Below are 26,833 nucleotides of genomic sequence, written 5' to 3'. Positions count from 1 at the left end.
CGTCCCTCGGCGGGCGCCACGTTTGTGCCCCCGGGCCTCGGGCAGCCGTTCGGGTGAAGGACCCGGCTGCGCAGCACGGCAGCTCGGAACCGACACCGAGAACGAGGAGGAAGTGCTCGTGACGACCGTCCAGCACTCGATCGACGTGGACGTGCCGGTCCGCACCGCCTACAACCAGTGGACCCAGTTCCGGGAGTTCCCGCGGTTCATGAGCGGGGTCGAACGGATCGACCAGATCAACGCGACACACACCCACTGGGTGACCAAAATCGCCGGAGTGACCCGGGAGTTCGACGCCGAGATCACCGAGCAGCGGCCCGACGAGCGGGTCGCGTGGAAGACCGTGGACGGCCCGCACCAGGCGGGTGTGGTCACCTTCCATCGGCTCGACGACGTACACACCCGCGTGATGTTCCAGATGGAGTTCGACCCCGACGGCCTCGTGGAGACGGTCGGCGACAAGCTCGGCTTCGTCCGCGGCCGGACCAAGGGCGACCTGGAACATTTCAAGACGTTCGTGGAGGAGCGGGGCCAAGAGACCGGCGGCTGGCGCGGTGAGGTCGAGCCGCCCGGCAGCCACGGATCGGCCGACCTGCCGCAGACGCCGCCTCCGCCCTACCCCGGCCCCGGCATGCCGCCCACTCCCGGGCGGACCGGAGCCCCGGGCGGCGGGCACATCCCGCCGCCGCGCCCGCAGGCTCCGCCGACCGTCGGCGGCGGGACGCAGGGCTACTGATCAGGCGTGAAGCCCCCGGACATCGGCCGGACACCGCCGTCGACCCGACGTCGGCGGCGGTGTGGGCCCGCCGATTCCGGGCCGGCAGCGCCGAGCGGTGACGCACCGCGGTGAACCATGACGAAAGGGTGGGCCCGTCGCGAGCCCACCCCTTCGCCATGTCCGGGTTCGTCCGCCCGGTGCCGCGCTCAGCGCACCACGATCACGTCGTCCACCGTGCGGGCCGGACGCTCCCGGGGCGGCTCGGCCGGCCGGCCCACCGCGACGGCGCCCATCGGGTCCCAGTCGGCGGGCAGCGCGAGCGTGGCGCGCACCACGTCCGGACAGAACATCGTCGACGACACCCACGCGGAGCCCAGGCCCTCGGCGGTCAGCGCGATCAGCAGATTCTGCACGGCGGCGCCCGCCGCGACGGTGAACATCTCCCGCTCGGCCCGCGAGCGCACCGGGTCGGGGTAGGCGTGCGCGCCGTCGGTGACCAGGCACGGCACCACCAGGTACGGCGCGTTGCGCAACACGTCGCCGCGCCCGACGCGCCGGGCGATCCGGTCCTCGTCCAGGCCGTCCGCGCGCAGATCCGCCACCCAGCGGGAGCGCATCGCGTCGAGCAGGGCGGTCCGGGCCGGCGCGCTCTCCAGGAGCACGAAACGCCACGGCACGGTGTGATGCGGCGCGGGCGCGGTGATCGCGGCGGCCACCGCGCGGCGCACCGCCTCCGGATCCACCGGCTCGTCGGTGAACGCGCGCACCGTACGTCGGGCGGTGATCGCGGTGCGGGCCCCCTCGGCGACCGCCTCGGCGGTACCGAGTCGGAACATGTCGTCCTGGGCGCCGCGCACCAGCGGGCGCACTCCGGCCCCGTCGGCCTCGGTGACCAGGTGCGCGAGGCCGCGCACCACCGCCACCGGGACGGCGCCGGCCTTGCCCTTGACCAGTTCGGCGGCGCTTGCGAGTTCGTCGACCACGGCGGTGATCGTCACCGCCAGCTCGTTGCCGTGCGTGTCGATCCGGCCCCGGTGGTCGTCGACCGCGTCCAGCCCGGCGACGCCGATCGCGACGTCGGTGACCCCGTTGCGCCACGGCCGGCCGAAGGTGTCCGACACCACGACGCCCACCCGCACGCCGGCCCGCTCGGCAAGGGCCGCCCGCAACCGCCGGGCGGAGGCGTCCGAATCCTCGGGCAGCAACAACAGCGTGCCCGCCTCGGTGTTGGAGGCATCCACACCGGCCGCGGCCATCACGAAGCCGTGCCGGGTCTGCACGATCCGGGTCTGCCCCTTGCGGGCGACCAGGCGGACCGCCTCGGCGTCGATCACCTTCTCCCGATCGACCCCGCGCAGCAGCCGTCCCTCGGCCTTGCTGAAAATCTTCGAGGTGACCACGAGCACGTCGCCGTCGCGCAGTCCGGGACCGTCGGGGCCGGCCGCCGCGTCCGCGATCAGCGCGGGCAGGTCGGCGCCTTCGCCGATCTCCGGCAGCCCGGACACGCCCAGGATCGAATAGCCGCTCGGCGGGGCGCCCATCACCGCACCTCGTCCGCGAGCGCGAGCGCGGCCCGGGCCATCTCGGCGGTGGCCTCGACATCGCTCATCAACAGCGGGATCGCCCGGCACGGGATGCCGGCCGCCTCCACGCTCAGCACGGCCGCCGCGTCGGCGGTGTCCACGAGCCAGCCGTCGAGCAGACCGGGGCCGTAGTGCTGTGCGACCGCCGCCGCGCTCGTCTCCACGCCGACGGCCTCCAGGACCCGGTCGGCCATCCCGCGCACCGGGGCGCCCCCGATGATCGGCGACAGGCCGATCACCGGCGCCTCGGCGGCCACCAGCGCCTCCCGGATGCCGGGCACGCCCAGGATGGTGCCGATGCTGACCACCGGATTCGACGGCGGGAACAGGATCAGGTCGGCCTCGGCGATGGCCTCCAACACGCCGGGCGCGGGCTTGGCGGTCTCGATCCCGACCGGCACGATCGCGTGCGCCGTCGGCGCGGCCCGCAGCCGTACCCAATACTCCTGGAAATGCACCGCCTTGCGGGTGCCGGGCTTGTCCGGATCATCGATCACCACGTGCGTCTCGACGCGGTCGTCGCTCATCGGGATCAGCCGCACCCCCGGCTGCCACCGCGCGCACAGCGCCTCGGTGACGGCCGACAGCGGATACCCGGCGCCGAGCATCTGGGTCCGCACGATGTGGGTCGCGTAGTCCCGATCGCCGAGCCCGAACCAGGTCGGCTCGACCCCGTAGGCGGCCATCTCCTCGCGAATGCTCCACGACTCGTCCCGACGCCCCCAACCCTGCTCCTCGTTGATGCCGTCGCCGAGCGTGTACATGACGGTGTCGAGGTCCGGACACACCTTCAGCCCGAACAGGTGGATGTCGTCCCCGGTATTGCCGACGACGGTGATCTCCGCTTCCGGAACGGCCGCCTTGAGCCCCCGCAGAAACCGAGCCCCGCCGATACCGCCGGCCAGTACAACGATGCGCATGAAACCAGTCTCGCAGCACCCGACACCGAAGCGCCGGGGTGGGCGAACCCGACGCGCCGGCACGGCAGGTCTTACGAACGGGTGACATCGGGGCGTGTGGGGGGATTCGGGGGTGCGGAGCGACTTAGTTTGGGCGGTATGAGGATCCTTGTCACCGGCGGAGCCGGGTTCATCGGGTCGCATGTCGTGGAGTGCCTGGTCGAGGCCGGCCACGAGGTGCGGGTGTTCGATCTGGTGTCCGTCGAGGGTGTGGACTCCGTGGTCGGGGACGTGCGCGACGCGGATGCGGTGGCGCGGGCGCTGGTCGGTGTGGACGCGGTGTGTCATCAGGCGGCCAAGGTCGGGCTCGGGCTGGATCTGGGGGACGCGCCCGACTACGTGGGCTGCAACGACCTCGGTACCGCGGTGTTGTTGGCCGCCATGGGGCGCGCCGGTATCGGGCGGCTGGTGCTGGCCAGTTCGATGGTGGTCTACGGGGAGGGCCTGGGGCGGTGCGCCGAGCACGGTGACGTGGTGCCCGGTGCGCGGCCGATCGAGGCGTTGGAGGCGGGGCGCTTCGAGCCGCCGTGTCCGGTGTGCGGGATGGAGGTGACGCCGGGACGGATCTCCGAGGAGGCGGCGCCCGACCCGCGCAACGTCTACGCCGCGACCAAGCTGGCCCAGGAGCACCTGGCCGGCGCGTGGGCCCGGAGCACCGGCGGCGTGGCCACCGCCCTGCGCTACCACAACGTCTACGGTCCGAGGATGCCGCTGGACACCCCGTACGCGGGCGTGGCCGCGATCTTCCGCTCGATGCTGCGCGCCGGGATGCCGCCTCGGGTGTACGAAGACGGCGGCCAGCGGCGCGACTTCGTGCACGTACGGGACGTGGCCACGGCCAACCTGGCCGCCTTCGAGCGGTCGGCGCCCGGTCTGCGGGCGTACAACGTGGCCACCGGCGTGCCGCGCACGGTGGGCGAGATGGCCCTCGCCCTGGCGGCCGCGCACGCCGGCCCGACGCCGATCACCACGGCGGAGTATCGACTGGGCGACGTACGCCACATCACCGCCTCCGCGGCCCGGCTGGAGGCCGAACTCGGCTGGCGCGCCGAGATCGAATTCGCGGACGGCATGGCCCAATTCGCCCACGTGTGAGCGACCCGCCGGCGGGCCCGGAGCACCCCCGCCCTCACCCCGCCGGCAGGCGCACCTCGAAGCGGCAGCCCGTGCCCGTGTTGGCGACCGCGACCCGGCCCGCGTGGGCTTCGACGATGCCGCGGACGATGGCCAGGCCCAGACCCGCGCCGCCGGCCGGGGACGGGGTGCGGGCGTGGGTGCCCCGCCAGCCCGTGTCGAACACACGCGGCAGGTCTTCCTCCGGGATGCCGCCGCACGCGTCGGTGACCGAGACCACCACCTCGCCGGCGGCGGTGCGCACGCCGACCGCCACCGTGCCGTCCGACGGGGTGTGCCGGATCGCGTTGACCAGCAGGTTCGTCAAAGCCCTGGACATCTCCCGGCCGTCCACCCGCACCGGCACCGCGACCATGTCCTCGCCCGCCACCCGGACCGCGCGGGAGCGGGCCAACTCCTCGGTGCCCGCCATCGCGTCCGCCACCAGGTCGTAGAGCGAGACCCGGGCCGGGGACAACTTCAGCGCGCCCGCCTGGATCCGGGACAGCTCGAACAGGTCGTCCACCATGCCGCTGAGCCGATCCACCTCGGTGCGGATCCGCCGGTGATAGCGCGCCGGGTCCTCGGGCAGGCCGTCCTCCAGCGCCTCCGCCATCGCCCGCAGGCCCGCCAGCGGGGTGCGCAGATCGTGCGATATCCACGCGATCAACTCGCGGCGCGCGTGCTCGACCGCGCGCTCGCGGGCGCGCGACTCGGCCAGCTGTACCCCGGCGCGCTCCAACTCGCGGCCCAGTTCGGCCAGTTCGGCCACGGCCGAGACCTGCCGCGGCGGCGCGGGCAGGGGCGGCCCACCGCCGAGCGCCCGAGCGGTGCCGCGCAGCGCCCGTACGTCGGCCACCACCGGGCGGCCCAGCACCATCGCCACGCCGATCGCCAGCACCGCCGACACCGCGCAGACCACCATCACCACGGTCAGGTCGTGCGAGGACAACAACATCGCCTGCGAGACGCCGACGGTGCCCGCCGCCATGCCGGCTATCGTCACCACCGACATCGCGGCCAGCGCGACCGACAACGAGCGGTTGCGCAACCCCCGCAGGCCGAGCAGCCCGAGCAGCGTGACGCCCAGGCCGCTGCCCCCCGCGATCAGGCAGATCAGCGCGAAATCCTTCACCGGCACCCGGGTTCGACCTCCAAGCGGTATCCCACGCCCCACACGGTCACCAGGAGCCGGGGTGCGGCCGGGTCGTCCTCGATCTTCTCCCGCAGGCGCCGTACGTGCACGGTCACCGTGGACTGGTCGCCGAACTCCCACCCCCACACCCGGCGCATCAACTCCTCCCGGGTGAAGGCCCGGCCCGGCGCTGCCAGGAAAAAGCAGAGCAGGTCGAACTCGCGTGCGGTGAGCGAGAGTTCGCGGCCGGCGCGGAGCACCCGGTGGGCCCGCACGTCCACCTCGACGTCGGCGTGCCGAAGCACCGACGGCACCGCCGCCGCGACCGGCCCCGCGACGCGGCGCAGCACCGACTGCACCCGCAACACCAACTCGCGCGGGCTGAACGGCTTGGTGACGTAGTCGTCCGCGCCGACCTCCAGACCGAGCACCCGATCGCCCTCGTCGCCCAGCGCGGTCAGCATCACCACCGGGATCGGGCCGCGCTCGCGCAGCCGCCGGCATACGTCGAGGCCGTCCATGCCCGGCAACATCAGGTCGAGCACCACGAGATCCGGCGGGTCGGCGGCGGCCAGGTCGAGGGCGGACGGTCCGTCGGCGGCGTGCGCGGTGTGGAAGCCCGCGCGTTCGAGATAGCCGACGACGACCTCGGCCACGGTCGGGTCGTCGTCGACGACGAGCACCTTCATGCCGGCGAGTGTAGGTGCGCGAAGGTGGACGATTCCGGCGCGGGTCGGATCCGTAAGCGGCCCGTAACCCACACGGCCGTATCGACGCGACGTCAGTACTTCGTAAGCACGTCATGCCTGGGTACGCGGCGCACGCATACCTAGCGTGAGCCGCATGGACGCCTCTTCAGCACATGCCGCAGAGCAATCCGCGGCCCATTTCGCGGCGCGATCCGCCGAGCCGGCCGCCACGCACTCCGCGGCTCGTTCCACAGCCCACTCCACCGAGCCGGCCACGATGCACTCGGCGGCGCCCTTTGCCGCCCACACCGTGGACGTGGTGCTGCCCTGTCTCGACGAGGCCCGCGCGCTGCCCTGGGTGCTCGCACGGATGCCGGCCGGATATCGCCCCCTCGTGGTGGACAACGGCTCGCGCGACGGCTCGGCCGACCTGGCCCGCTCGCTGGGCGCCGAGGTGGTGGTCGAGCAGCGGCGCGGCTTCGGCGCCGCCTGCCACGCGGGGCTGCTCGCCGCGACCGCGCCGATCGTCTGCTTCTGCGATTGCGACGCGTCCCTCGACCCCGCCCAACTGCCCGAGGTGGTGGACCCCGTACGCGCCGGCGACGCGGATCTGATGCTCGGCCGCCGCCGCCCGCAGAGCCTCGGCGCCTGGCCGATCCACGCCCGCCTCGCCAACGCGGTGCTCGCCCGCCGACTGCGCGGGCGCACCGGCGCCCGCCTGCACGACCTGGGACCGATGCGCGCCGCCCGGCGCGCCGACCTGCTCGCCCTCGACGTCCGCGACCGGCGCTCCGGCTACCCGCTGGAGACGGTGGTCCGCGCCGCCGACGCCCGCTGGCGGATCGCCGAGGTCGACGTGCTGTACCACCCGCGCACGGGCCGTTCCAAGGTCACCGGCACGGTACGCGGCACGGTCACGGCCGTGCGCGACATGAGCGCGGTACTGGTCCGCCCCGGGCGGCCCGCATGACCACGCTGCTCGTGATCGCCAAGGCCCCCGTCCCGGGCCGGGTCAAGACCCGGCTGACCCCGCCGCTGACCCCCGACCAGGCCGCCGCGGTGGCCGAGGCCGCACTCGTCGACACGCTCGCGGCGGTGCTGGCCACGCCCGCCCGCCGCCGCGTCCTGGTGCTCGCGGGCGCGCCGGGGCCGTGGTTGCCGCCCGGCTTCGAGGTGCGCCCGCAGCACGGCGGCGGCCTCGACCTGCGCCTCGCCGCCGCGTTCGCCGGCTGTACCGGGCCGACCCTGCTGGTCGGCATGGACACCCCGCAGATCACCCCCGACCTGCTGAGCGTGGACTGGTCGGCCGCCGACGCGTGGTTCGGCCCGGCCACAGACGGCGGGTTCTGGGCGATCGGCATGCGCCGACCGGACCCCTCGGTCTTCCCCGGCGTGCCGATGTCGGTGCCCGAGACCGGCGCGGTACAGCGCGCCCGGCTGCTCGCCGCCGGCCTGACCGTGCGCGACCTGCCCACCCTGACCGACATCGACACGGCCGACGACCTGGCCGCCGTCACCCGCGACATCCCCGGCACACACTGCGCCGGCGTGGCCCGCGCGCTGCTCGGCGACGGGGTGTATGCATGACCCTGGTCCACGAACCGACGCCCGGGACGAACGCCGCGAGCGATCCGTACACGGATGCCGCCGACCCCTACGCGGTCGCGCTGCGCGACGGCGGCGCGCTCTACCTGCGCCGGCACGGCGGCCGGCGGCAACGCCTCGAACCGGCCCGCCGGTGCGCCGAGCCGGCCGCCGCCGACGACACCCTGCCGGCCCGCTGTACCGGCCCCACCCTCGACGTCGGGCACGAGCCCGCCCGCGCGCCCGCGTGCCCCGTCCGCCTCCGCTCAGCCGCGCCCCCGCCCGCGCACGTACCCCCACCCCACCACCAGCGCCGTCCCCGCCACCACCACGCCCCACACGATCGCCAGCCCGTCCGCGTAGTCCAGCGGCAACACCGACGGATTCTGCGTGGGCAGCGGCCGCAACAGCGCCGGCAGCGCGATCAGCGTGCCCGCCACCCCCACCGCGAGCCCGCCGAGCACGGTCCGGCGCACCCACGCGGGCGGCCCCGGCCGCACCCGCATCACCAGCGCGCCGACCACGAAGACCACCACCGCGAACACCGCGTCGTGCAGCAGCAACCCACCGACCAGCCACTTCGCCAGACCCACCCGATCGCGCAGGAACGGGTCGTCGCGGACCCCGACCACACCCCACCCGATCCCGGCCAGGCCCACCGCCCCGAGCACGAGGCGAACGACCGTGACCACCCGCCCCGTACGCGGCGCGACCGGCGGCGGCTCGAAGGCCGTACTCATCGCACTACCTCCATCCTGGCGACCCACTTCGTCTGCAACACGCCCGGCCGATTCGGCGCGATGATCCGCGCGGGATACCCGTGATCCTCGGCCAGCGGAGCGCCGTTGAGCATCAGCGCCAGCAGGGTCAGCGGATCGTCGGTCCACTCGCCCGGCATGTCCATCACCGAGTACGGACTGAACCGCTCGTGCGAGAACACCCGCAGCCGATCCCCCGGCGCCGCGCCCGCCCGCTCCAGCAGATCCCGGATTCGCACCCCCGACCAGTGCGCCGACGCGCTCCAGCCCTCGACACACGTGATCGGCAACACGGACCGACTCTGCGGCATCGCCAACAACTCCGCCCGGGACAGCGCGAACGGCCGCGGCCCGGCCACCTCCAGCCGCCACCCGGGATCACGCACCGCCGCGAACACGCCCGCCGCGGCGGCCGTCCGGTTCACCGGCAGCCCCTGCGGACCCAGATCCGCCCGCCGCGGCGCCAGTACCGACACCCGTCCCAGCGGCGTCACCGTCTGCCCCACCGTGGCCAGCGTGACCGCACCCACCCCCGCGCCGAGCACGGTCAACAACCCGCGCCGCGACGGCCCCTGCGGATCCGCAGGCGCCCCGCGCGGCCGGCGCCAATGCGCCACGATCAGCGGCAACTTCACCGCCACGTGCAGCGTGATCGCCCCCGCCGCCACCCACGCGATCCAGTAGTGCGCCGGCACGAACGGGAACGGCCACGGATACCACTGGACGACGTTCAACAACCCGGTACCCAGCTCGAAGATCGCCGCCATCATCAACACCGCGACGGACAACCGCTCCAGGGCGTGCACCACCGACTTCGCCGGCGGCCAGGCGAACAGGTGCGGATACACCACCCACAACTTCACCAGGAGCAACGGCACCGCGGCGATCCCGGTCGCCACGTGCAGCCCCTGGGTGAGCCGATACCCCCACACCGGTCGCGCGGGCAACGCGAGCCAGTGCGGCTGATGTTGCAGCACATGGCTGTACAGCCCGGTCAGGAAGCAGATCAGGAAGGCCGGACCGAGCAACCGGCCCACCACCACGGCCGTGCGCGGATCGTGCAGCGTGTCGCGGAAGGCCCCGGCCCGGAACGGACCCCGCCGCAACGCGGCGGGCGGCTCCGGCAGGCGGATGTCGAGCTTCATGGGTCCAGCCAACGCGCAAAACCCGCCGCCGGCCCCCATTGACCGCCTTACGGAGTGCTGACGGTCGGCCCGGGATGCCCCGAAAACGGCCCGCCCGCCGACAGACTCGCCACATGCCACCGAGCCCGCCGCCCACGACCACGAACGCGACCACGCCCACCCGCACACCCGCGACTCCCGGCCCCGCGACCACGATCGCCGCCGCCGGCACCGGGCTCGCCCTCGCGGCGGCCGTGGGCTGCGCGGTGTACGGGCCGTGGACGCACCCCGGCAACATCGGCGTATTCGTGGTCCACGGCGTCGCCTGGACGCTGTTCGCCCTCGGCGCCCACCTCGTACGCCGGCTTCCCGTGCGCCGCGCGGTGCCGCTGATCCTGCTCGGCGCGATGGCGCTGCCCTTCCTCGCGACCGGCGCCGAACCGCGCACCAGCGACGACGCCTACCGCTACGCCTTCGACGGCCGGGTCCAGGCGGCGGGCCACTCGCCCTACGCGCACACCCCCGCCGACCCGGAGGTGGCCCGCTACCGCGACGACTGGCTGTTCCCGAAGGGCGAGTGCGTCGGATGGTTCCGGCACCCGCTGCCGGACGGCGGCTGCACCCGGATCAACCGACCCCAGGTGCACACCATCTACCCACCCGTGGCCGAGGCCTACTACCTGCTCGTGCACCTGGCCACCCCGCCCGGTGGGCACGAACCGGTCCAGGCCGCCGCCGCGTTGCTCGCCGTCGCGGTCACCGTGACCCTGCTCCTGGTGCTGCGCCGCTTCGGGCGCGACCCCAGGAACGCCGTGTGGTGGGCGTGGTGTCCGATGGTCGCGCTCGAAGCGGGCAACAACGCGCACGTGGACGTGCTCGGCGTACTGCTCATGGTGCTCGGCCTGGCCGCGGTCGCCGCCCGCCGGCCGATCCTGGGCGGCGTACTGCTCGGCGGCGCGGTCGCGACCAAGATGTTCCCCGCCGCGGCCCTGCCCGCCGGACTGCGCCGCGCCCCGGGGCGACTGCTCGGCGCGGCCGGGCTCACCGTCGTGCTGGTCTACCTGCCACACGTGCTCGCCGCCGGGCACGCGGTGCTCGGCTACCTCCCCGGCTACCTGGCCGAGGAACGCTACGACGACGGCGCCCGGTTCGGCCTGCTCGGCCTGGTGCTGCCGGTCGAGGCCGCCCCGTACGCCGCCGTTGTCGTGCTGCTCGCCCTCACCGCCGCGGTGATCGCCCGCGCCGACCCCGACCGGCCCTGGCACGGCGCGCTCACCCTCACCGGCGGCATGTTGTTCGTACTCACCCCGGCCTACCCCTGGTACGCGCTGCTCGTGGTCGCGCTCGTGGCCCTGGACGGCCGGCGGTGGGAGTGGCTGGCGCTCGGCCCGGCCGGCTACGCGCTCTACCTCACCTGGGGCCTGGACCTGTCCCCGGACCAGGTCCGCGCCACCCACCAGATCGGCTACGGCGTGGCGTTGCTCGTCGTACTCGCCGCCGCGCTCGTGCGCCGGCTGCGTCCGGCGGACGGCACCACGGGCAGCCCCGCCGCCTTCCACGCCTGGAAGCCGCCGATCAGGTCGGTCGCCCCGGACAGCCCCAGGTCCACCAGGGAGGCCGCGGCGAGGCTCGATGCGTAGCCCTCGTCGCAGAACACCACCACGCGCACGTCCCAGCCGGTCGCCTCGGGCACCCGGGCCGTGCCCTCGGGATCGAGCCGCCACTCCAGATGGTTGCGCTCGATCACCAACGCGCCGGGGATCGCGCCGTCGGCGTCGCGCTGGAAGTCGGGGCGGGTGTCCACCAGGATCGCCCCGTCGTGGAACGCGGCGTGCGCCTGCTCGGGGCTCACCCGCACGAGCCGGGCCCGGGCCAGGTCCAGGAGTCGGTCGACGGCGCTCACCACTGCTCTCCCGAACGCTCGACGCCGACCCGACGCAGCGGCGCGAAGCTCGGCCGGTCGATGTCCTCGGCCGCGTCGTAGAGGTTCATCGACGCCAGGCGCGGGCTGTACACGTGCACGCTGACCGCGGGCTCGGTGCCCATGTTGGTCACCTCGTGCACGTAGGTCGGCCCGAATACGCGGGTCGCGCCCGGGGCGAGCACGCGCTCGCGGGCGCCGGCCCGACGCAGCGGGGTGACCACGAGCGAGCGCTCGTGCAACTCACCGGAGACCACGGTGAACACGCCGGACGAGCCGCCGTGGTCGTGCAGACCGGTGCCCTGGCCGGGCAGCCAGCTGAGCAGCCACACCTCCAGGTCCTCGGTGGCGGCGAGCCGCTTGTACCAGCGGGTGATCGGGTCGTAGCGGACCTGGTCGAGTTCGGCGGCGACCAGGCCGGCATGCTGCCGGGCGAGCGCGGCGAGCCGGGCGACGGCGGGACGCACCGGGGGAGCGACGGGGAGGGCGAGCACGGCGGGGGCGGCGAGCGGGTCGCCGGCGACGGTGATGTCGCTGGACATAAGGGGGAGTCCTTCGGGATGTCTGCGCGAAATCTCACGCGCGGCGGATCTGGCGAACGCGGCGGATCGAAAACGAACACGCGAGCGGCAGACGGCGACCCGAACGGACAATCGACCGAATCGAACGGTCGTGTCGATAAAGGGGGAAAGGGGGAGAAGCCCCTTCAATGAGTGCCGCCGCTTGCGCGGAGGACTGCCGAAATGGCGTCCTCAGGCGTTACAGCCGGTACAACAGCTGTACACGTGGTCACACGGCGGACACAGCGCACAGAAGACCCGACGGGCGTCGACAGGACGACTCCGGAACAGGCTGCAGCGTGCGGACATGGGAAAAGGACACCGTCTGGGGGGTGGCCCTGTCAACTCGCCGCGATCCGCCACGCCCCCCGGTCCCCGATTCGGGTGACCGGGGTCGCGGGCACGGATGAACCGGGACGGTGGACAAGACTGGGCACGAGTCGCCGGCGCAGGCGGACCACGAGGCGGCGAACTCGGCCGACCGCTGGCCGATTCGGGTGAGGAATCCGGGGAAGGGATTGAAGCTCGCGGGGCACGGGGAGGCCCATTTCCGTGTGACGTCGGTCATCATCGCGGTTTTCCGGTCCCGCCCGGGAACTGCGTGGATGGTGCGAGGCGTAGTCCCTCGTAGAGGTCATCACGGGTTGGCATCGAAGGGCGTCGCGCCTCCCGCCGGTACGCTCCCCGCCCGGAACGTCGAGGCGATTACGCGGCACAACAGGTTGTCCGGATGTGTCCATTTATGTGGTCAATCCGGATTGTTGTGGTCCCGGGGAGTGAATCCCCGCCCTAATAGCAGAGCCCGGCTTGACGTCGCAGCAACGACGCGCTTGTAATTTCACACACGTCGTGAACCGTTACCGGTAACGGCTTAATCACGGGGACGCAAAAACGGGTCGAGGAGGCACGCGATGGGCGAGCTGTTCCAGCTACTGGTCGCCGACGGCGAGAGTGAGGAGGAGGAGTTCGGTTGGCAGGAGCGCGCCCTGTGCGCCCAGACCGACCCCGAGTCCTTCTTTCCCGAGAAGGGCGGCTCGACGCGGGAGGCCAAGAAGGTCTGCCTGGCGTGCGAGGTGCGCGACGAGTGCCTGGAATACGCGCTGGCCAACGACGAACGCTTCGGAATCTGGGGCGGACTGTCCGAGCGCGAGCGGCGCCGCCTCAAGAAGGCGGCCGTCTGACGGTCGTCGGTTCGGGCCCGCGCCCGATCCGGGCGGGGCCGAGGTGCCCGTCGCGTAGTGTGTGGGCCGTTCGGCCGGATGCCGGACCGCTGGTACCACGCCGCTACGAGCCCCCCGGGGTCCCCGCACTCGATGTCACTTTTCAGCCATCAGTCGGCATACGCGCAAGCTCCGGCTTTCCCACGGCACATCGTCACCGCGATCCTCGTCGCCCATGACGGGGCCCGCTGGCTGCCCCGCACACTGACCGGCCTGCTCGGTCAGGAGCGCCCGGTCCAGCGCGTCGTCGCGGTCGACACCGGCAGCACCGACGCCTCGGCGGGTCTGCTGGAGGACGCCCTCGGCCGGGACTCGGTGCTGCACACCGAGCGACGGACCGCGTTCGGTGCCGCCGTGAGCGAGGCCCTGCGCGCCGCGCCGCACCTCGACCCCGCGTCCCTGCCGTACCGCACCGACACGTACGACGTGTCGGATCCGTACGGCGACACCGACGAGGACCGCCCGCCGAGGTCGACCGAACCGGTCGAGTGGCTGTGGCTCCTCCACGACGACAGCGAACCCGCCCCCGACGCCCTGCACCTGCTGCTGCGCGCCGCCGACGAACTGCCCTCGGTGGCCGTGCTCGGCCCCAAGGTGCGCAGCTGGTACGACCGCAGGCAACTGCTCGAGGTCGGCACCACGCTCACCGGCAGCGGCCGACGCTGGACCGGCCTGGAGCGCCGCGAGCAGGACCAGGGCCAACACGACGCGATCCGCGGCGTGCTCTCCGTCTCCAGCGCCGGCCTGCTGGTGCGCCGCGACGTGTGGGAGAGCCTGGGCGGCTTCGACCCGCGCCTGCCGCTCTCGCGCGACGACACCGACTTCGGCTGGCGCGTCAACGCCGCCGGGCACCGCGTGGTCGTGGTCCCGGACGCGGTGATCCAGCACGCCGAGGCGGCCACACGCGAGCGCCGGCCGATCGACGTCGCCGCCGACCGGCCGCACCGCGTGGACCGCGCGGGCGCAGCCTTCACGCTGCTTGCGAACACCACCGGCGCCGGCTGGCCGCTGCTGTGGTTCCGCCTGCTGTTCGGCGGCCTGTTCCGCAGCCTGGGCTACCTGCTCGGCAAGCTGCCCGGCATGGCGCTGGACGAACTGCTCGGCACCGTCTCGGTGTTGTTCCGCCCCGCCGGCTTCCTGTCCGCGCGGCGGGCCCGGGCCCGCACCCGCACCATGTCCGACAAGGACCTGGGCGACCTGTTCCCCAGCCGCGCGGCCACCGTGCGGCACGCCGCCGAGGGCCTGATCGGCAACCTGCGGCGCAGCGAGGAACCGGAGAACCGGTCCGGCCGGCACAGCAGCGCCGAGTCGGGCCCGGTCGACGAGGACGCCGAGTCGCTCGACACGGAGAACTTCGTCAAGCTGCGCATGCTGATGCGCCGCCCCGGCCTCTCGCTCGCCGTCGCGCTCACCCTGATCACCCTGTTCGCCGCGCGCGATCTGCTCTCCGGCGGCAGCCTGTTCGGCGGCGCCCTGCTGCCCGCGCCCGAGGGCGCGTCGGACCTGTGGGACCGCTACGCCGACACCTGGCAGGGCGTCGGCTTCGGCGAGGCGGCGAGCGCGCCGCCCTACGTCGGCGCGCTGGCCGCGTTCGCCACGCTGCTGTTCGGCAAGGCCGGCACGGCGGTGGCGGTACTGCTGATCGGCAGCGTCCCGCTGGCCGGGATGAGCGCCTACCTGTGCTCGCGCCGCCTGGTGTCCGCGCCCGGCGTGCGGGTGTGGGGGGCGTCCGCGTACGCACTGACCCCCGTCGCCACCGGCGCGATCGCCGCCGGCCGGATCGGCACCGCCGTCGCCCTCGTCTTGGCCCCCGTGGTCGCGCGCGGCGCGGCCCAAGTGCTCGGCGCCGGCGACCTCAAGGCGTCCATGCGCGCCGCCTGGGCCACCGGCCTGGTGCTCGCGGTCGTCGCCGCGTTCACCCCGCTGCTCTGGCTCGCCACCGCACTGCTCGCGCTGATCGCCGTCGGGGCCGGCTTCGCCGGGCTGCTCGGCCCGCGTCCGGGCATCGGCCTGCTGCTGCGGGTCGGCGTGGTGCTGGGCACCCCGCTCGTGCTGCTCGGCCCGTGGACCCTGGCTCTCGCGGGCAAGCCGGCGCTGTTCCTGAGCGAGCCCGGCCTGGCCGGCGACGCGCTGGCCGACAAGGGCACCAGCCCGGTCGGCCTGCTGCTGCTCGACCCGGGCGGCCCCGGCACACTGCCGATCTGGCTCACCGGCGCGCTGCTGGTCGCCGCGCTGGCCGCGCTGTTGCGCGACTCACGTCGGGCCGCCGTGCTCGGCGCGTGGGCGGTGGCCCTGGTCGGCCTGCTGCTCGCGGTCGTGGTCAGCCACGCCGAGATCACCGTCGAGGCGACCGGCGCCAAGGTGCCCGCGTGGCCCGGCGCGGCCGTCGTGGTGATCGCGCTCGGCTACGTGATGGCGGCGATGGTCGGCGCCGAGGACGCCCGCACCCGGGTCGCGGCCGGCAGCTTCGGCTGGCGCCAGCCCACCGCGGTGGTGCTGGCCGTGGTCGCCGGCGCCGCCCCGTTCCTGGCCGCCGGGACCTGGCTGTGGAAGGGCGCCGACGGCCCGCTGGAGCGGCGCGACCCGGTCGTGGTGCCCGCGTTCGTGGCCGAGGAGGCCACCGGCGCGCGCCACCCGCGCACCCTCGTGCTCACCTCGCCCGAACCGGGCAACGTCAGCTACACGATCGTGCGCGGCGCGGGTCCGGCGCTCGGCGACGCCGAGATGGCGCCCAAGGCGTCCACCTACCGGCAATTCAACACCTTCCTGGGCAAGTTGATCGCCGGCGGCGGTGGCGCGGACGCGAGCATGCTGGCCCCGTACGGCATCGAGTTCATCCAGCTCAAGCCGCCGGTGGGCAGCGAGTTGACCGCCCGGCTCGACGGCACCCCCGGCCTGGCCCGGGTCGGTGCCACCCAGGGCGCCACGCTCTGGCGGCTGCAATACCCGGTCGGCCGGGCGCTGATCGTCGACCCCGACGGCAAGGCCAAGGCCCTGCCGACCACCCGTGAGGGCGTGTCCACCCGGATCGAGGCGGGTCCCCAGGGTCGGATCCTGCGGCTCGCCGAACGCGCCGACTCCGGCTGGCAGGCCACCCAGGGCGGGAGGAAGCTCACCGCCCGCACGCTGGACGGCTGGGCCCAGGGCTTCGAACTGCGCCCCGAGGCCGGCCGGCTCGAACTCACCCACTCCTCGGGCGGACACGGCATCTGGCTGCTCGTGCAGGGCGTGTTCGTGTTCGTCGTCTTCGTCATGGCGCTGCCCGCCCGCCGGCGCGGCACCGACGACGACCTGCCCGAGGCCGCCGCAACGCCGGTCGCGGCCGCCGGCGCCGGCGAGGGCGGCGGGCGGCGCGGCCGACGCAAGGCCGAACCGGCCGAGCCGGTCGAGGCGCCGGAAGCGGTGCCGGTCGCGGTGGCCGCCGACGGGCTCGACGCGTACGGGTTCCCCGAGTTCCCCGAACAGCGCACCGACCCGGCCGAGGCGCCGGTGCCGGTCGAGGCCTGGCAGGGCACGCCCTACGACGGCACCGCGACGCCGGCGTACGAGCAATACCCGCAGCAGGACTACGGGCAGCAGTACCAGGGCTATCCGGACTACCAGGGGTACCAGTACGACCAGCACGCCCAGGGCATGCCGGCCCAGGGCGCGCCGGACGGCTCGGACGCGGCGGGCTCCTTCGGCTGGACCGGGCAACCACACCAGTCGCACCAGCAACCCGCCTACGACGAGTACGGCAACCCGCTGCCACCGCAGCAGTACGACCCGACCGCCTACCAGGATCCCGCCGCCGGCCGGCCGCCCGAGCCGCGCTCGGGTGACGATCCGTGGCCGCCGTCCCCGCAGGGAGACCGCCCGTGAAGCGCACCACCCTCTCCCTGGCCGCCGTCGTCGCGCTGCTGGCCGTCGTCGTCGGCCTTGCGGTCGTGACCCGCCCGACCGAGAGCAAGGCCGCGCCGCCGCCCGCGGCGTCGCGGGTGCCGGTGCAGCAGGCCGAGGTGTCCTGCCCGTTCGTGCGCCAGCTGCCCGGCAGCTCGACCGCGGTCTCCGCACTCGCCCCGCCCGCCCAGGCCGGGGCGAGCGGCGGCGAGGCGAACGTCGTCGAACTCGGCGACCGGACCAAGGTGCGCACCAAGGTCGAGGCCCCGGGCAAGCTCGCGAGCATCGGCGTGGACAACACCGACGTGCCGCCGCTCCTGGGCACCGCCTCGGGCGCGTTCGCCCCGGGCTTCGGCGCGGGCGCGGTCACCAGGGTGCCCAGCAACGCCGGCCGCGGCCTGGCCGGGGTCACCTGCGAGGGGTCCACCACCGACCGCTGGTTCGTCGGTGCCGCCACGACGGAGAACCGGGAGGCGTACCTGTACCTGTCCAACAGCCGGGACACCCCCGCCGTCGTCGACGTGGAACTGTTCGGGCGCAACGGCCCGATCGAGTCCGAGGCCGGCCGCGGCATGTCGCTGGCCCCCGGCGCCTCGACGGCGATCCTGCTGCGCACGCTCAACCCCAGCGCGATCGAGCCCGGCCTGGCGGTGCACGTGATCGCGCGCTCCGGGCGGGTCGGCGCGGCGATCCGGGACCAGGAGGGGGCGGTCGGCACCGACTGGCTGCCCTCGTCAGGGGCCCCGAGCCGCAACCTGGTGATCACCGGCCTGCCCGCGATCACCGGCGACGCCGGCAACGTGCAGCTGATGCTGTTCTCGCCGAGCGGGGAGAGCACCGACGTGCAACTGTCCGTCGCGGGCAAGGTGAACACCTTCAAGCCGGTCGAGCACGAGACCACCGAGGTCAAGGGCAACAAGCTGACCGTCTTCGACCTCGGCCCGGTCAACCGCGGCGACGCGGGCGCGCTCCGGCTGGTCTCCGGCCGCGCGGACATCATCGCCGGCGTCCGGGTGGTGCAGGGCGGCGGCACCGACGCGGAGGTGGCGTTCCTGAGCGCCACTCCGGAGCTGACCGGTCGCGCGGTGATCGCGGAGAACCGCACCGGCGGCGCGGTCGCCACGACCGTCACGCTGACCGCGCCCAAGGGCCCGGCCAAGGTCAAGCTCACCGCGTTCGGCGACAAGGGCGACCCGGTCTCCGCCGACGTCGAGGTACCCGCCGGCACCACCGTCCAGGTCAACGCCCCGGCCCCGGCCGGCGCCACGCGGTTCGCCCTGGTCGCCGAACCGCAACCCGGCTCGCAGCCGGTGCACCTGGCCCGCACGGTCACCGAGACGATGAACAAGACCGCCGCGTTCACGGTGCAGCCCTTCGTACCCGGCGTGGAGACCGTGGTGGTGCCCAACGCCCGCCAGGACCTGTCCCTGCTGGTCCCGCAGCGGTAGCCGCACGCTCGCGAAACGACGAAGGCCCGGGACCCTCCTGCGGGGGTCCGGGCCTTCGTGGTTCCGGCTCGCTCAGTCGTCGGGGTCGATGGTGTCCGGATCCATCCCCAACAGGTCCGCGACCTGCTCCACCAGCACGTCGTTGACCAGCATCTCCAGCTCGGCCCGACCCTCCGCGCGCAGCTCCAGCGGGCGCCGGTACAGGATGATCGTGGCGGGCACGGCCTTGGTCGCCGGCACCAGCCGGCCCAGCGCCACCGCCTCGTCGCCGTTCACCGCCGTCTCGGCCTCGGGCACGTCCAGGACCGCGAAGCGGACCTCCTCCAACTGCGGCCAGCGCTTGGCGAGCCGTTCCACGACATCGGCGGCGAGGTCGTCGAACCGCTGCGCGCGGGTCAGCGCGATCGGCACGGGGGGTGGGGCGAGCGGGCCGCGCATGCCGCGGCCGTGCCGGTCGCGCCGACTGCGACGGCGCGAGTCGCGCTCGCGGGGGGAAGAGGGGACCGAGTGCTCGTTGTGCACGGCACGAGCTTAGGGCCTGGCCGCCCGATCCGGACCGGTCCGCGCCGCTCCGTCGATGGACGTCGCGGACCGCCCCGAACGGGTGTCCCCATGCCGCCGACATCCTGTGAGGAGCGACACGTGAGTCACACCGCACCCGGATACCACGCGGGTTCGGCCCGCTTGCGGTACCGTCCATCGTCGTGAGCCCTGTACGTCGCTGTTCGCGGACCGCCTGCGGCCGAACCGCAGTCGCCACGTTGACGTACGTCTACGCCGACTCCACGGCCGTCCTGGGCCCTCTCGCGACCTACGCCGAGCCCCATTGCTACGACCTGTGCGCCGAGCACTCGGAGCGGCTGACCGCGCCGCGCGGCTGGGATGTCGTGCGCCTGGCGCCGGATCCGAGCGCGGGCAAGCCGAGCAGCGACGACCTGGAGGCGCTGGCCAACGCGGTGCGCGAGGCCGCCCGCCCGCCGCAACCCCCGCAGCCCGCGCCCGAGCCGCCGGACCGCGACGGCCGTCCCGAGACCGGCCGCCGGGGCCACTTGCGTGTTCTGCGCTCACCCGAGAGCTGACCGCCGGCCGATAGGGTCTGAGGCGTCGTCCGCGGGGCAGGGGTCGACGGACAACGGCCAACACCGCGGCGAATCGGGACCGCGGTCGAGCGAGTGGAGTCTTCGGGTGCGCGACCTCTCCCAGATCGTGAAGGCGTACGACGTGCGGGGCGTGGTCCCCGACCAGCTGGACGCCGACACCGCGCGGGCACTGGGCGCGGCGTTCGTTCGGGTCACCGGGGCTGCGGCGATCGTGGTCGGCCGGGACATGCGGCCCTCCTCGCCCGAGTTGTCCGGCGCGTTCGCCGAGGGCGCCGCGGCCCAGGGCGCCGACGTCACGCTGATCGGGCTCGCCTCCACCGACGAGCTGTACTTCGCCAGTGGCAGCCTGGACCTTCCCGGCGCGATGTTCACCGCGAGCCACAACCCCGCGCAGTACAACGGCATCAAGATGTGCCGCGCCGGCGCCGCGCCGATCGGCCAGGACAGCGGCCTCGCCGACATCCGCGCGCTCGCCGAGGCCGGTGTGCCCGACTTCGCCGGCACCCCGGGCACGATCGGCGAGCACGACGTGCTCGCCGACTACGCCGCGCACCTGCTCGGCCTGGTCGACCTGACCGGCATCCGGCCGCTGAAGGTGGTCGTGGACGCGGGCAACGGCATGGGCGGGCACACCGTGCCGACCGTGCTCGGCGCCGCGAGCGGGCTGCCGCTGGAGATCGTCCCGCTCTACTTCGAGCTGGACGGCTCCTTCCCCAACCACGAGGCGAACCCGCTGGACCCGAAGAACCTGGTCGACCTCCAGGCGAAGGTCCGCGAGAGCGGCGCCGACCTGGGCCTGGCCTTCGACGGCGACGCCGACCGCTGCTTCGTGGTCGACGAGCACGGCGACCCGGTGTCCCCCTCGGCGGTGACCGCGCTGGTCGCAGTCCGCGAGATCGCCCGCGCGAAGGCCAACGGCGAGGCGAAGCCGATCGTCATCCACAACCTGATCACCTCCCGCGCGGTGCCCGAGATCGTCGCCGAGCACGGCGGCGAGGCGGTGCGTACCCGGGTGGGCCACTCGTTCATCAAGGGCGAGATGGCCAAGACCGGCGCGATCTTCGGCGGCGAGCACTCGGCGCACTACTACTTCCGCGACTTCTGGCGGGCCGACACCGGGATGCTCGCCGCGATCCACGTGCTCGCCGCGCTCGGCGGCCAGGACCGCCCGCTGTCCGAGTTCGCGAGCGAGTACGACCGCTACCCGGCATCCGGCGAGATCAACAGCGAGGTGGTCGACCAGGCGGCGGCGACCGCGCGGGTCCGGGCCGCGTTCGCGGGCCGGCCCGGGGTCGCCGTGGACGACCTGGACGGGATGACCGTGGTCGCCGACCGGTGGTGGTTCAACCTGCGCGCGTCCAACACCGAGCCGCTGCTGCGGCTGAATGTCGAGGCGGACGACGAGCCGACCATGATCGCGATCCGCGACGAGGTGCTGGCACTCGTCCGGGACTGACCGGTCGGCTCGGTAAGGTGATGGGTTCAATCGGACGACTGCCGCACCGGATCCGGACGAGCAGGTACGAACGGTACGAACAGTCGGAAATGTGGGAGATGTCGTGAATCTGGAACCGTCGCAGCTGGCGATCCTGACGTGCCCGGTCTGCCACGCCTCGCTGCACCGGGACGGGGACGCCGCGCTGGCCTGCGACAACTCCTCCTGCGGGCTGGTGTACCCCGTCGTCGACGACATCCCGGTACTGCTCGTGGACGAGGCTCGCCGGTCGGGCACCGATCGGGCATGAACATCCTCGACGAGGCCCTGCTGGACGACCAGGACGGCATCGCCCGGGCCGATACGGCGGAGACCCTGCGGGCGCTGGCCGGTGCCGGCGCCCAGGTCCGCCGGGCCGTGCAGGCCGCGCGCGAGGCGCTGCCCGCCGCGATCGCGCCCCGGGACCGGCCGCGCACGGTGATTCTGGCCGCGCCCGCGTACGGGCCGCTCGGCCATGCGCTGCGCGCGGTCACCGGCGCCGACGCGGCGCTGCCGGTGATCCTCGGCGCGGGCGGCACGCTGCCCGGCTGGGCCGGTCCGATGGACCTCGTGTTGACGGCCGGGCGCGGCGACGAGCCGGGCCTGATCGACCTCGCCGGCCAGGCCTACCGGCGCGGCTGCCAGACGGTCGCGGCCACGCCCGGCGGGTCGGCCCTGGACGCCGCCGTACAGCAGAGCCGGGGCGTGGTGGTCCGGGTCCCCGTCGACACCGGCTCCGTGGGCGCGGCCGGCTACGCCGACGAGACCGTGTTCGCCGCGCAGACCGCGTTCTGGCCGCTGTTCACCGCGCTGCTCGCGATCACCGGCGCGTGCGGCGCGAGTGCGTTCACCCCCGGCGAGGGCCTGGCGAGCGTGGACGCGATGGCCGACCGTCTCGACGAGACGAGCACCCGCTGCCGGCCCGCCGCCGAGGCGTACCTCAACCCCGCCAAGGGCCTGGCCGGCGCGATCGCCGGCACCATCCCGGTCGTGTGGGGCGCGGGCACCGTGGCGGGCGTGGCCGCCGAGCGCTTCGCCACGATGCTCACCGGCGTGGCCGCCGCACCCGCGCTGTCCGGCCCGCTGCCGATCGCCGGCCGCTACATGGACCGGGTCTTCCAGGCGGGCGAGACCGGTGCCGCCGACGACCCCGACGACTTCTTCCGCGACCGGGTGGACGAGCCCGACCCGGTGCGGATGTACCCGGTGCTGCTCGTCGATCACGACGACCCGGCCGCCGCCGCGCCCGTCGACCACGCCCGCCGCACCCTGGGCGCGCTGGGCCGGGCGGCCGTCGGTGAGGTCGGCGCCCGCGGCGGCAGCCCCGTCGAGCGGCTGGCCGAGCTGATCGCCGTCACCGACTTCGCGGCCGTCTACCTGGCCCTGGGCACCGGCGTGGGTCCCGCCGCGCCGGGGTTGTTCCCCTGGACCGAAGGTGGTCCCCGCTAGCCATGGACCGCCTTCTCAACCGGATCCGCGCCAACGCGTGGGGTTCGCTCACGGCCATCCCCGAACTGCTCGGCGTCGCCCCCACGGGCGAGCCGCAGGCCGAGCTGTGGATGGGCGCCCACCCGGGCGCGCCGTCCGAGGTCGATCGCGGCTCCGGGGCCCGCTCGCTGGTCGAACTGATCGCCGCGGACCCGGCCGGCGAGCTGGGCCCGGACACCGCCGCCCGGTTCGGCCCGCGCCTGCCGTTCCTGCTCAAGGTGCTGGCCGCCGAGGAGCCGCTGTCGCTCCAGGTGCACCCCGACGCGGTCCAGGCCCGGCAGGGCTTCGCCGAGGAGGAGGCGCGCGGCGTCCCGATCGACGCGCCGCACCGCAACTACCGCGACTCCAGCCACAAACCGGAGATGATCTGCGCGCTCGGCGACTTCGAGGGCCTGGTCGGCTACCGCGAGATCGCCGAGACGCTGAAGCTGCTCGACGCCCTCGACGTGCCCGAACTGGCCCCGTTCGCCCGGGCGTTGCGCAATCCGGACGAGGAGGCGGCGCTACGCGCGGCGACCACGCACGTGTTGATGCTGCCCGAGCGCCTGCGCACCACGGTGGTGGACGCGGTCGCCGCGGCCTGCCGCCGACTGGCCGCGAACGGCTCGCCCTACGCGGAGGCGTGCGCCGCGGTCGCCGGTCTGGCCGAGCGCCATCCGGGCGATCCCGGTGTCGCGGTGGCGCTGCTGCTCAACCACATCCGGCTGCGCGAGGGCGAGGCGGTCTTCCTCGCGGCCGGCATGCCGCACTCCTACCTGCACGGGGTGGTGGTCGAGATCCTGGCCAACTCCGACAACGTGCTGCGCTGCGGCCTGACCGACAAGCACATCGACGTCGGCGAGCTGCTGCGGATCATGGCCTTCCGGGCCGGCCCGGTGGAGATCCTGGGCCCCGAGCCGAGCGCGGCGCACCCGGGCGAGGAGGTCTACACGACTCCCGTGGCCGACTTCCGCCTGTCCCGGCTGCCCGCGGGACCCGGCCGCGGACCGCATTTTTTGGACACCGCCGGCCCGCAGATCCTGCTGTGCGTACGCGGCTCCGCCACCGTGCGCCAAGAGCGCGAGCCGGGGGGCGCGGCCGGAACGACCCTCGACCTGGCGCGCGGCCGGTCGGTGTACATCCGCGCGGGTGAACCCCGCGTCGCGGTCACCGTCGACGGCGCCGGCGGCCTGGTCTTCCGGGCGACCGTGCCCTGCCGCTGAGCGCGGCCGCGGCCGAGCGCGGCCGGGTGCACTTACCGCAAGTCTGCCGGGGTAGACGCCGGCCCGATGACACACTGATCGCCGACACAGGCGGCCGGTGACGACGGCGGTGGTCAACCAACGGGCGGGAGTCGATCGATGAGTGCGGGCGGCGGTACCAAGGCGGTCGTGGCGGCACTGGCCGCGAACCTGGGGATCGCGGTGGCCAAATTCGTGGCCTTCGCCTTCACCCGGTCCTCGTCGATGCTGGCGGAGGGCGTGCACTCGATGGCCGATTCCGGCAACCAGGTGCTGCTCCTGGTGGGCGGCAAACGCGCGGAACGCGACGCCACCCCCGAGCACCCGTTCGGCTACGGCCGCGAGCGCTACATCTACGGTTTCCTGGTCTCCATCGTGCTGTTCTCCGTCGGTGGCATGTTCGCCATCTACGAGGGCTACGAGAAGATCGCCCACCCGCACGAGTTGAAGAGCTGGTACTGGGCGGTCGGCGTGCTGGTGTTCTCCATCGTCCTGGAGGGCTTCTCCTTCCGGACCGCGATCAAGGAGTCCAACCGGCACCGGGGCTCGCTGACCTGGGCGCAGTTCATCCGCCGGGCCAAGTCGCCGGAACTGCCGATCGTGCTTTTGGAGGACTTCGGCGCGCTGATCGGCCTGATCCTCGCGCTCGGCGGCGTCGGCCTGGCGGTGGCCACCGACGACGGCGTCTGGGACGGCATCGGGACGCTGTGCATCGGCGTGCTGCTCGTGCTGATCGCGATCGTTTTGGCCCTGGAGACCCGCAGCCTGCTGCTCGGCGAGGCGGCCGGGATCGAGACGGTCCGCGAGATCGAGGCGGCGATCGTGGCCGGCCCCGACGTCGAGCGGCTGATCCACATGCGCACGCTGCACCTGGGCCCGGAGGAACTGCTGGTCGCGGCCAAGATCGCGGTGCGCCACGAGGACACGGCGGCCGACGTGGCCCGGGCGATCGACGCCGCCGAGGCCCGCATCCGCGCCGCCGTCCCGATCGCCCGAGCGATCTACCTGGAACCGGACATATACCGGGCCGACGAGGCCGCCCGCGGCGCCGATCCCGAGGCGACACCTGGCGGAAAGTACCCGCACACGCCAACCGGATGAGGTGTTAACGTCGTTGGCGCACAACGACAGTCGCTGCAGAGGGCGGTCGGGTCTCGGGCCCGTAGGCACAGAAGTGTCCGACTGGATGGCACGTCATCGGCGCCCCCGGCACCGGTGTGTCTCCAGTCCCATCCACCCCCTGCAGAAGGATCGAAACATGGCTTCGCAGCTCGACGGCGACTTCAAGGTCGCCGACCTCTCCCTTGCCGCGTTCGGCCGCAAGGAGATCACCCTCGCCGAGCACGAGATGCCCGGTCTGATGGCGATCCGGCGTGAGTTCGCCGCGGCCCAGCCGCTGGCCGGTGCGCGGATCATGGGTTCGCTGCACATGACCGTGCAGACCGCCGTGCTGATCGAGACGCTGACCGCGCTCGGCGCCGAGGTGCGCTGGGTCTCCTGCAACATCTACTCCACCCAGGACCACGCCGCCGCGGCGGTCGCGGTGGGCCCCGAGGGCACCCCCGAGGACCCGCGCGGCGTGCCGGTCTACGCCTGGAAGGGCGAGACCCTGGAGGAGTACTGGTGGTGCACCGAGCAGGCGCTGAACTGGCCCGGGCACGACGGTCCGAACATGATCCTCGACGACGGCGGCGACGCCACGATGCTCGTCCACAAGGGCGTCGAGTTCGAGAAGGCCGGCGCCGTCCCGGACGCGACCGCCGACGACTCCGAGGAGTACACGGTTTTCCTGGCGCTGCTGCGCGCCAACCTGGCCGAGAACCCCGGCAAGTGGACCGCGATGGCTCCCGGCATCAAGGGCGTCACCGAGGAGACCACCACCGGCGTGCACCGCCTGTACGAGATGTTCCGGGAGGGCTCGCTGCTCTTCCCGGCGATCAACGTCAACGACTCGGTCACCAAGAGCAAGTTCGACAACAAGTACGGCGTGCGCCACTCGCTGATCGACGGCATCAACCGCGCCACCGACGTCCTGATCGGCGGCAAGGTCGCGGTCGTCTGCGGCTACGGCGACGTCGGCAAGGGCTCCGCCGAGTCGCTGCGCGGTCAGGGCGCCCGGGTGATCGTCACCGAGGTCGACCCGATCTGCGCGCTCCAGGCGGCGATGGACGGCTACCAGGTCACCACGCTGGACGAGGTGGTCGAGATCGCCGACATCTTCATCACCACCACCGGTAACCGCGACATCATCATGGCGTCCGACATGCAGCGGATGAAGCACCAGGCGATCGTCGGCAACATCGGCCACTTCGACAACGAGATCGACATGGCCGGCCTGGCCAGGATCCCGGGCATCGTCAAGGACGAGGTCAAGCCGCAGGTGCACACCTGGACCTTCCCCGACGGCAAGACGCTGATCGTGCTGTCCGAGGGCCGCCTGCTCAACCTGGGCAACGCGACCGGTCACCCGAGCTTCGTGATGTCGAACAGCTTCACGAACCAGACCATCGCCCAGATCGAGCTGTTCACCAAGCCCGAGGAATACCCGATCGGCGTGTACGTGCTGCCCAAGCACCTCGACGAGAAGGTCGCGCGCCTGCACCTGGACGCGCTCGGCGTCAAGCTCACCACCCTCACCGAGAGCCAGGCCGCCTACATCGGCGTGCAGGTCGACGGCCCGTACAAGCCGGACGCGTACCGGTACTGATCTCCACCGGGTCGACCCGCTCGACCCGATCGGTGCGGTGACGCGCCGATTCGTCGACGCGGGTCGGCATACTCGCCCGTCCCACGGACAGACGCACGGACGGACAACGGATCGGCGGTGGGCGGGGGGGGGGGCGAACCGCCCCCCGGCCCC

At 73.5% G+C, this 26,833-nt stretch carries 22 protein-coding genes and 2 pseudogenes; 15 read left to right on the top strand and 9 right to left on the bottom strand.

Features of this window, described 5'->3' with window-relative positions; translation table 11 throughout:
* Window positions 1–118: 118 nt before the first annotated feature.
* A pseudogene (locus ACWGR4_RS22975) lies at window positions 119–562 on the top strand (SRPBCC family protein); the annotation flags it as partial.
* Between the two features lie 362 nt (window positions 563–924).
* On the opposite strand, the gene ACWGR4_RS22970 reads toward ACWGR4_RS22975, so the two are convergent.
* Together ACWGR4_RS22970 and cofD are read right to left on the bottom strand one after the other, a co-directional pair.
* The gene (locus ACWGR4_RS22970; protein WP_452130748.1) at window positions 925–2,259 is read right to left on the bottom strand and encodes a coenzyme F420-0:L-glutamate ligase; all 1,335 of its coding nucleotides are present in this window, start codon (window positions 2,257–2,259) and stop codon (window positions 925–927) included.
* The gene (gene cofD / locus ACWGR4_RS22965) at window positions 2,259–3,221 is read right to left on the bottom strand and encodes a 2-phospho-L-lactate transferase (protein WP_379999931.1); all 963 of its coding nucleotides are present in this window, start codon (window positions 3,219–3,221) and stop codon (window positions 2,259–2,261) included. Before cofD ends, ACWGR4_RS22970 begins: the two co-directional genes overlap by 1 nt.
* Window positions 3,222–3,359: 138 nt before the next feature.
* Between cofD and ACWGR4_RS22960 the strand changes: the two genes are divergently transcribed.
* Entirely contained in the window at window positions 3,360–4,355 is a 996-nt protein-coding gene (locus tag ACWGR4_RS22960) for an NAD-dependent epimerase/dehydratase family protein (protein WP_379999934.1), read from the top strand.
* A 34-nt stretch (window positions 4,356–4,389) separates the two neighbouring features.
* Here ACWGR4_RS22960 and ACWGR4_RS22955 read toward each other — a convergent pair whose 3' ends face one another.
* Together ACWGR4_RS22955 and ACWGR4_RS22950 are read right to left on the bottom strand one after the other, a co-directional pair.
* Complete coding sequence (locus ACWGR4_RS22955) at window positions 4,390–5,508, bottom strand: sensor histidine kinase (protein WP_452130757.1); 1,119 nt, start codon at window positions 5,506–5,508, stop codon at window positions 4,390–4,392.
* Window positions 5,505–6,197, bottom strand: coding sequence for a response regulator transcription factor (locus ACWGR4_RS22950; protein ID WP_379999936.1), 693 nt, complete (start codon window positions 6,195–6,197; stop codon window positions 5,505–5,507). The genes ACWGR4_RS22955 and ACWGR4_RS22950 overlap by 4 nt, the downstream gene beginning before the upstream one ends.
* Before the next feature lie 277 nt (window positions 6,198–6,474).
* Here ACWGR4_RS22950 and ACWGR4_RS22945 point away from each other — a divergent pair, with 277 nt between their 5' ends.
* A complete protein-coding gene (locus ACWGR4_RS22945; RefSeq protein ID WP_452130758.1) occupies window positions 6,475–7,167 on the top strand; it encodes a glycosyltransferase family 2 protein in 693 nt (230 codons plus the stop codon).
* Entirely contained in the window at window positions 7,164–7,784 is a 621-nt protein-coding gene (locus ACWGR4_RS22940; RefSeq protein WP_379999938.1) for a TIGR04282 family arsenosugar biosynthesis glycosyltransferase, read from the top strand. The genes ACWGR4_RS22945 and ACWGR4_RS22940 overlap by 4 nt, the downstream gene beginning before the upstream one ends.
* A 263-nt stretch (window positions 7,785–8,047) precedes the next feature.
* Here the strand turns inward: ACWGR4_RS22940 and ACWGR4_RS22935 are convergent, their stop codons facing one another.
* Both ACWGR4_RS22935 and ACWGR4_RS22930 read right to left on the bottom strand, forming a co-directional pair.
* The gene (locus tag ACWGR4_RS22935; protein ID WP_452130749.1) at window positions 8,048–8,521 is read right to left on the bottom strand and encodes a hypothetical protein; all 474 of its coding nucleotides are present in this window, start codon (window positions 8,519–8,521) and stop codon (window positions 8,048–8,050) included.
* Window positions 8,518–9,684 (bottom strand): molybdopterin-dependent oxidoreductase, encoded by a 1,167-nt coding sequence (locus ACWGR4_RS22930; protein WP_452130750.1) that lies wholly within the window; start codon window positions 9,682–9,684, stop codon window positions 8,518–8,520. Before ACWGR4_RS22930 ends, ACWGR4_RS22935 begins: the two co-directional genes overlap by 4 nt.
* Window positions 9,685–9,758: 74 nt before the next feature.
* Between ACWGR4_RS22930 and ACWGR4_RS22925 the strand changes: the two are divergent.
* Window positions 9,759–10,907, top strand: a pseudogene (locus tag ACWGR4_RS22925) (glycosyltransferase 87 family protein); the annotation flags it as partial.
* A 221-nt stretch (window positions 10,908–11,128) separates the two neighbouring features.
* On the opposite strand, the gene ACWGR4_RS22920 reads toward ACWGR4_RS22925, so the two are convergent.
* Both ACWGR4_RS22920 and ACWGR4_RS22915 read right to left on the bottom strand, forming a co-directional pair.
* Window positions 11,129–11,566 (bottom strand): rhodanese-like domain-containing protein, encoded by a 438-nt coding sequence (locus ACWGR4_RS22920; RefSeq protein ID WP_379999943.1) that lies wholly within the window; start codon window positions 11,564–11,566, stop codon window positions 11,129–11,131.
* Window positions 11,563–12,126, bottom strand: coding sequence for a cysteine dioxygenase (locus ACWGR4_RS22915; RefSeq protein ID WP_379999945.1), 564 nt, complete (start codon window positions 12,124–12,126; stop codon window positions 11,563–11,565). The genes ACWGR4_RS22920 and ACWGR4_RS22915 overlap by 4 nt, the downstream gene beginning before the upstream one ends.
* 929 nt (window positions 12,127–13,055) lie before the next feature.
* On the opposite strand from ACWGR4_RS22915, the gene ACWGR4_RS22910 reads away from it, so the two are divergent.
* From ACWGR4_RS22910 to ACWGR4_RS22900, 3 genes are all read left to right on the top strand, one after another.
* Window positions 13,056–13,325 carry a WhiB family transcriptional regulator gene (locus ACWGR4_RS22910; protein ID WP_078976971.1) on the top strand — a complete coding sequence of 90 codons (270 nt, stop codon included), beginning with the start codon at window positions 13,056–13,058 and terminating at the stop codon, window positions 13,323–13,325.
* A gap of 132 nt (window positions 13,326–13,457) precedes the next feature.
* Window positions 13,458–17,225, top strand: coding sequence for a glycosyltransferase (locus ACWGR4_RS22905; protein WP_452130751.1), 3,768 nt, complete (start codon window positions 13,458–13,460; stop codon window positions 17,223–17,225).
* Window positions 17,222–18,691 carry a DUF5719 family protein gene (locus ACWGR4_RS22900; RefSeq protein ID WP_452130752.1) on the top strand — a complete coding sequence of 490 codons (1,470 nt, stop codon included), beginning with the start codon at window positions 17,222–17,224 and terminating at the stop codon, window positions 18,689–18,691. Before ACWGR4_RS22905 ends, ACWGR4_RS22900 begins: the two co-directional genes overlap by 4 nt.
* A 72-nt stretch (window positions 18,692–18,763) precedes the next feature.
* Here the strand turns inward: ACWGR4_RS22900 and ACWGR4_RS22895 are convergent, their stop codons facing one another.
* Entirely contained in the window at window positions 18,764–19,129 is a 366-nt protein-coding gene (locus ACWGR4_RS22895; protein ID WP_078976974.1) for a metallopeptidase family protein, read from the bottom strand.
* A gap of 266 nt (window positions 19,130–19,395) precedes the next feature.
* Between ACWGR4_RS22895 and ACWGR4_RS22890 the strand changes: the two genes are divergently transcribed.
* The 7 genes from ACWGR4_RS22890 to ahcY all read left to right on the top strand — a co-directional run bounded on the left by ACWGR4_RS22890 (window position 19,396) and on the right by ahcY (window position 26,680).
* Window positions 19,396–19,770 (top strand): DUF3499 domain-containing protein, encoded by a 375-nt coding sequence (locus ACWGR4_RS22890; RefSeq protein ID WP_174861553.1) that lies wholly within the window; start codon window positions 19,396–19,398, stop codon window positions 19,768–19,770.
* A gap of 106 nt (window positions 19,771–19,876) precedes the next feature.
* Window positions 19,877–21,247 (top strand): phosphomannomutase/phosphoglucomutase, encoded by a 1,371-nt coding sequence (locus tag ACWGR4_RS22885; RefSeq protein WP_379999951.1) that lies wholly within the window; start codon window positions 19,877–19,879, stop codon window positions 21,245–21,247.
* Between the two features lie 103 nt (window positions 21,248–21,350).
* Complete coding sequence (locus tag ACWGR4_RS22880; RefSeq protein ID WP_379999953.1) at window positions 21,351–21,536, top strand: Trm112 family protein; 186 nt, start codon at window positions 21,351–21,353, stop codon at window positions 21,534–21,536.
* On the top strand, window positions 21,533–22,714 hold the full coding sequence (locus ACWGR4_RS22875; protein ID WP_452130753.1) for an SIS domain-containing protein: 1,182 nt from the start codon (window positions 21,533–21,535) through the stop codon (window positions 22,712–22,714). Before ACWGR4_RS22880 ends, ACWGR4_RS22875 begins: the two co-directional genes overlap by 4 nt.
* 2 nt (window positions 22,715–22,716) lie before the next feature.
* Entirely contained in the window at window positions 22,717–23,955 is a 1,239-nt protein-coding gene (gene manA, locus ACWGR4_RS22870; RefSeq protein WP_452130754.1) for a mannose-6-phosphate isomerase, class I, read from the top strand.
* A gap of 138 nt (window positions 23,956–24,093) precedes the next feature.
* Window positions 24,094–25,074: a cation diffusion facilitator family transporter gene (locus tag ACWGR4_RS22865; RefSeq protein ID WP_452130755.1), complete on the top strand. Its 981-nt coding sequence runs from the start codon at window positions 24,094–24,096 to the stop codon at window positions 25,072–25,074.
* A 157-nt stretch (window positions 25,075–25,231) separates the two neighbouring features.
* Window positions 25,232–26,680, top strand: coding sequence for an adenosylhomocysteinase (gene ahcY, locus ACWGR4_RS22860; RefSeq protein ID WP_452130756.1), 1,449 nt, complete (start codon window positions 25,232–25,234; stop codon window positions 26,678–26,680).
* Window positions 26,681–26,833 lie beyond the last annotated feature (153 nt).

This window comes from Embleya sp. NPDC055664 (assembly GCF_053618075.1).
This window is presented reverse-complemented; position numbering and strand designations above follow the sequence as displayed.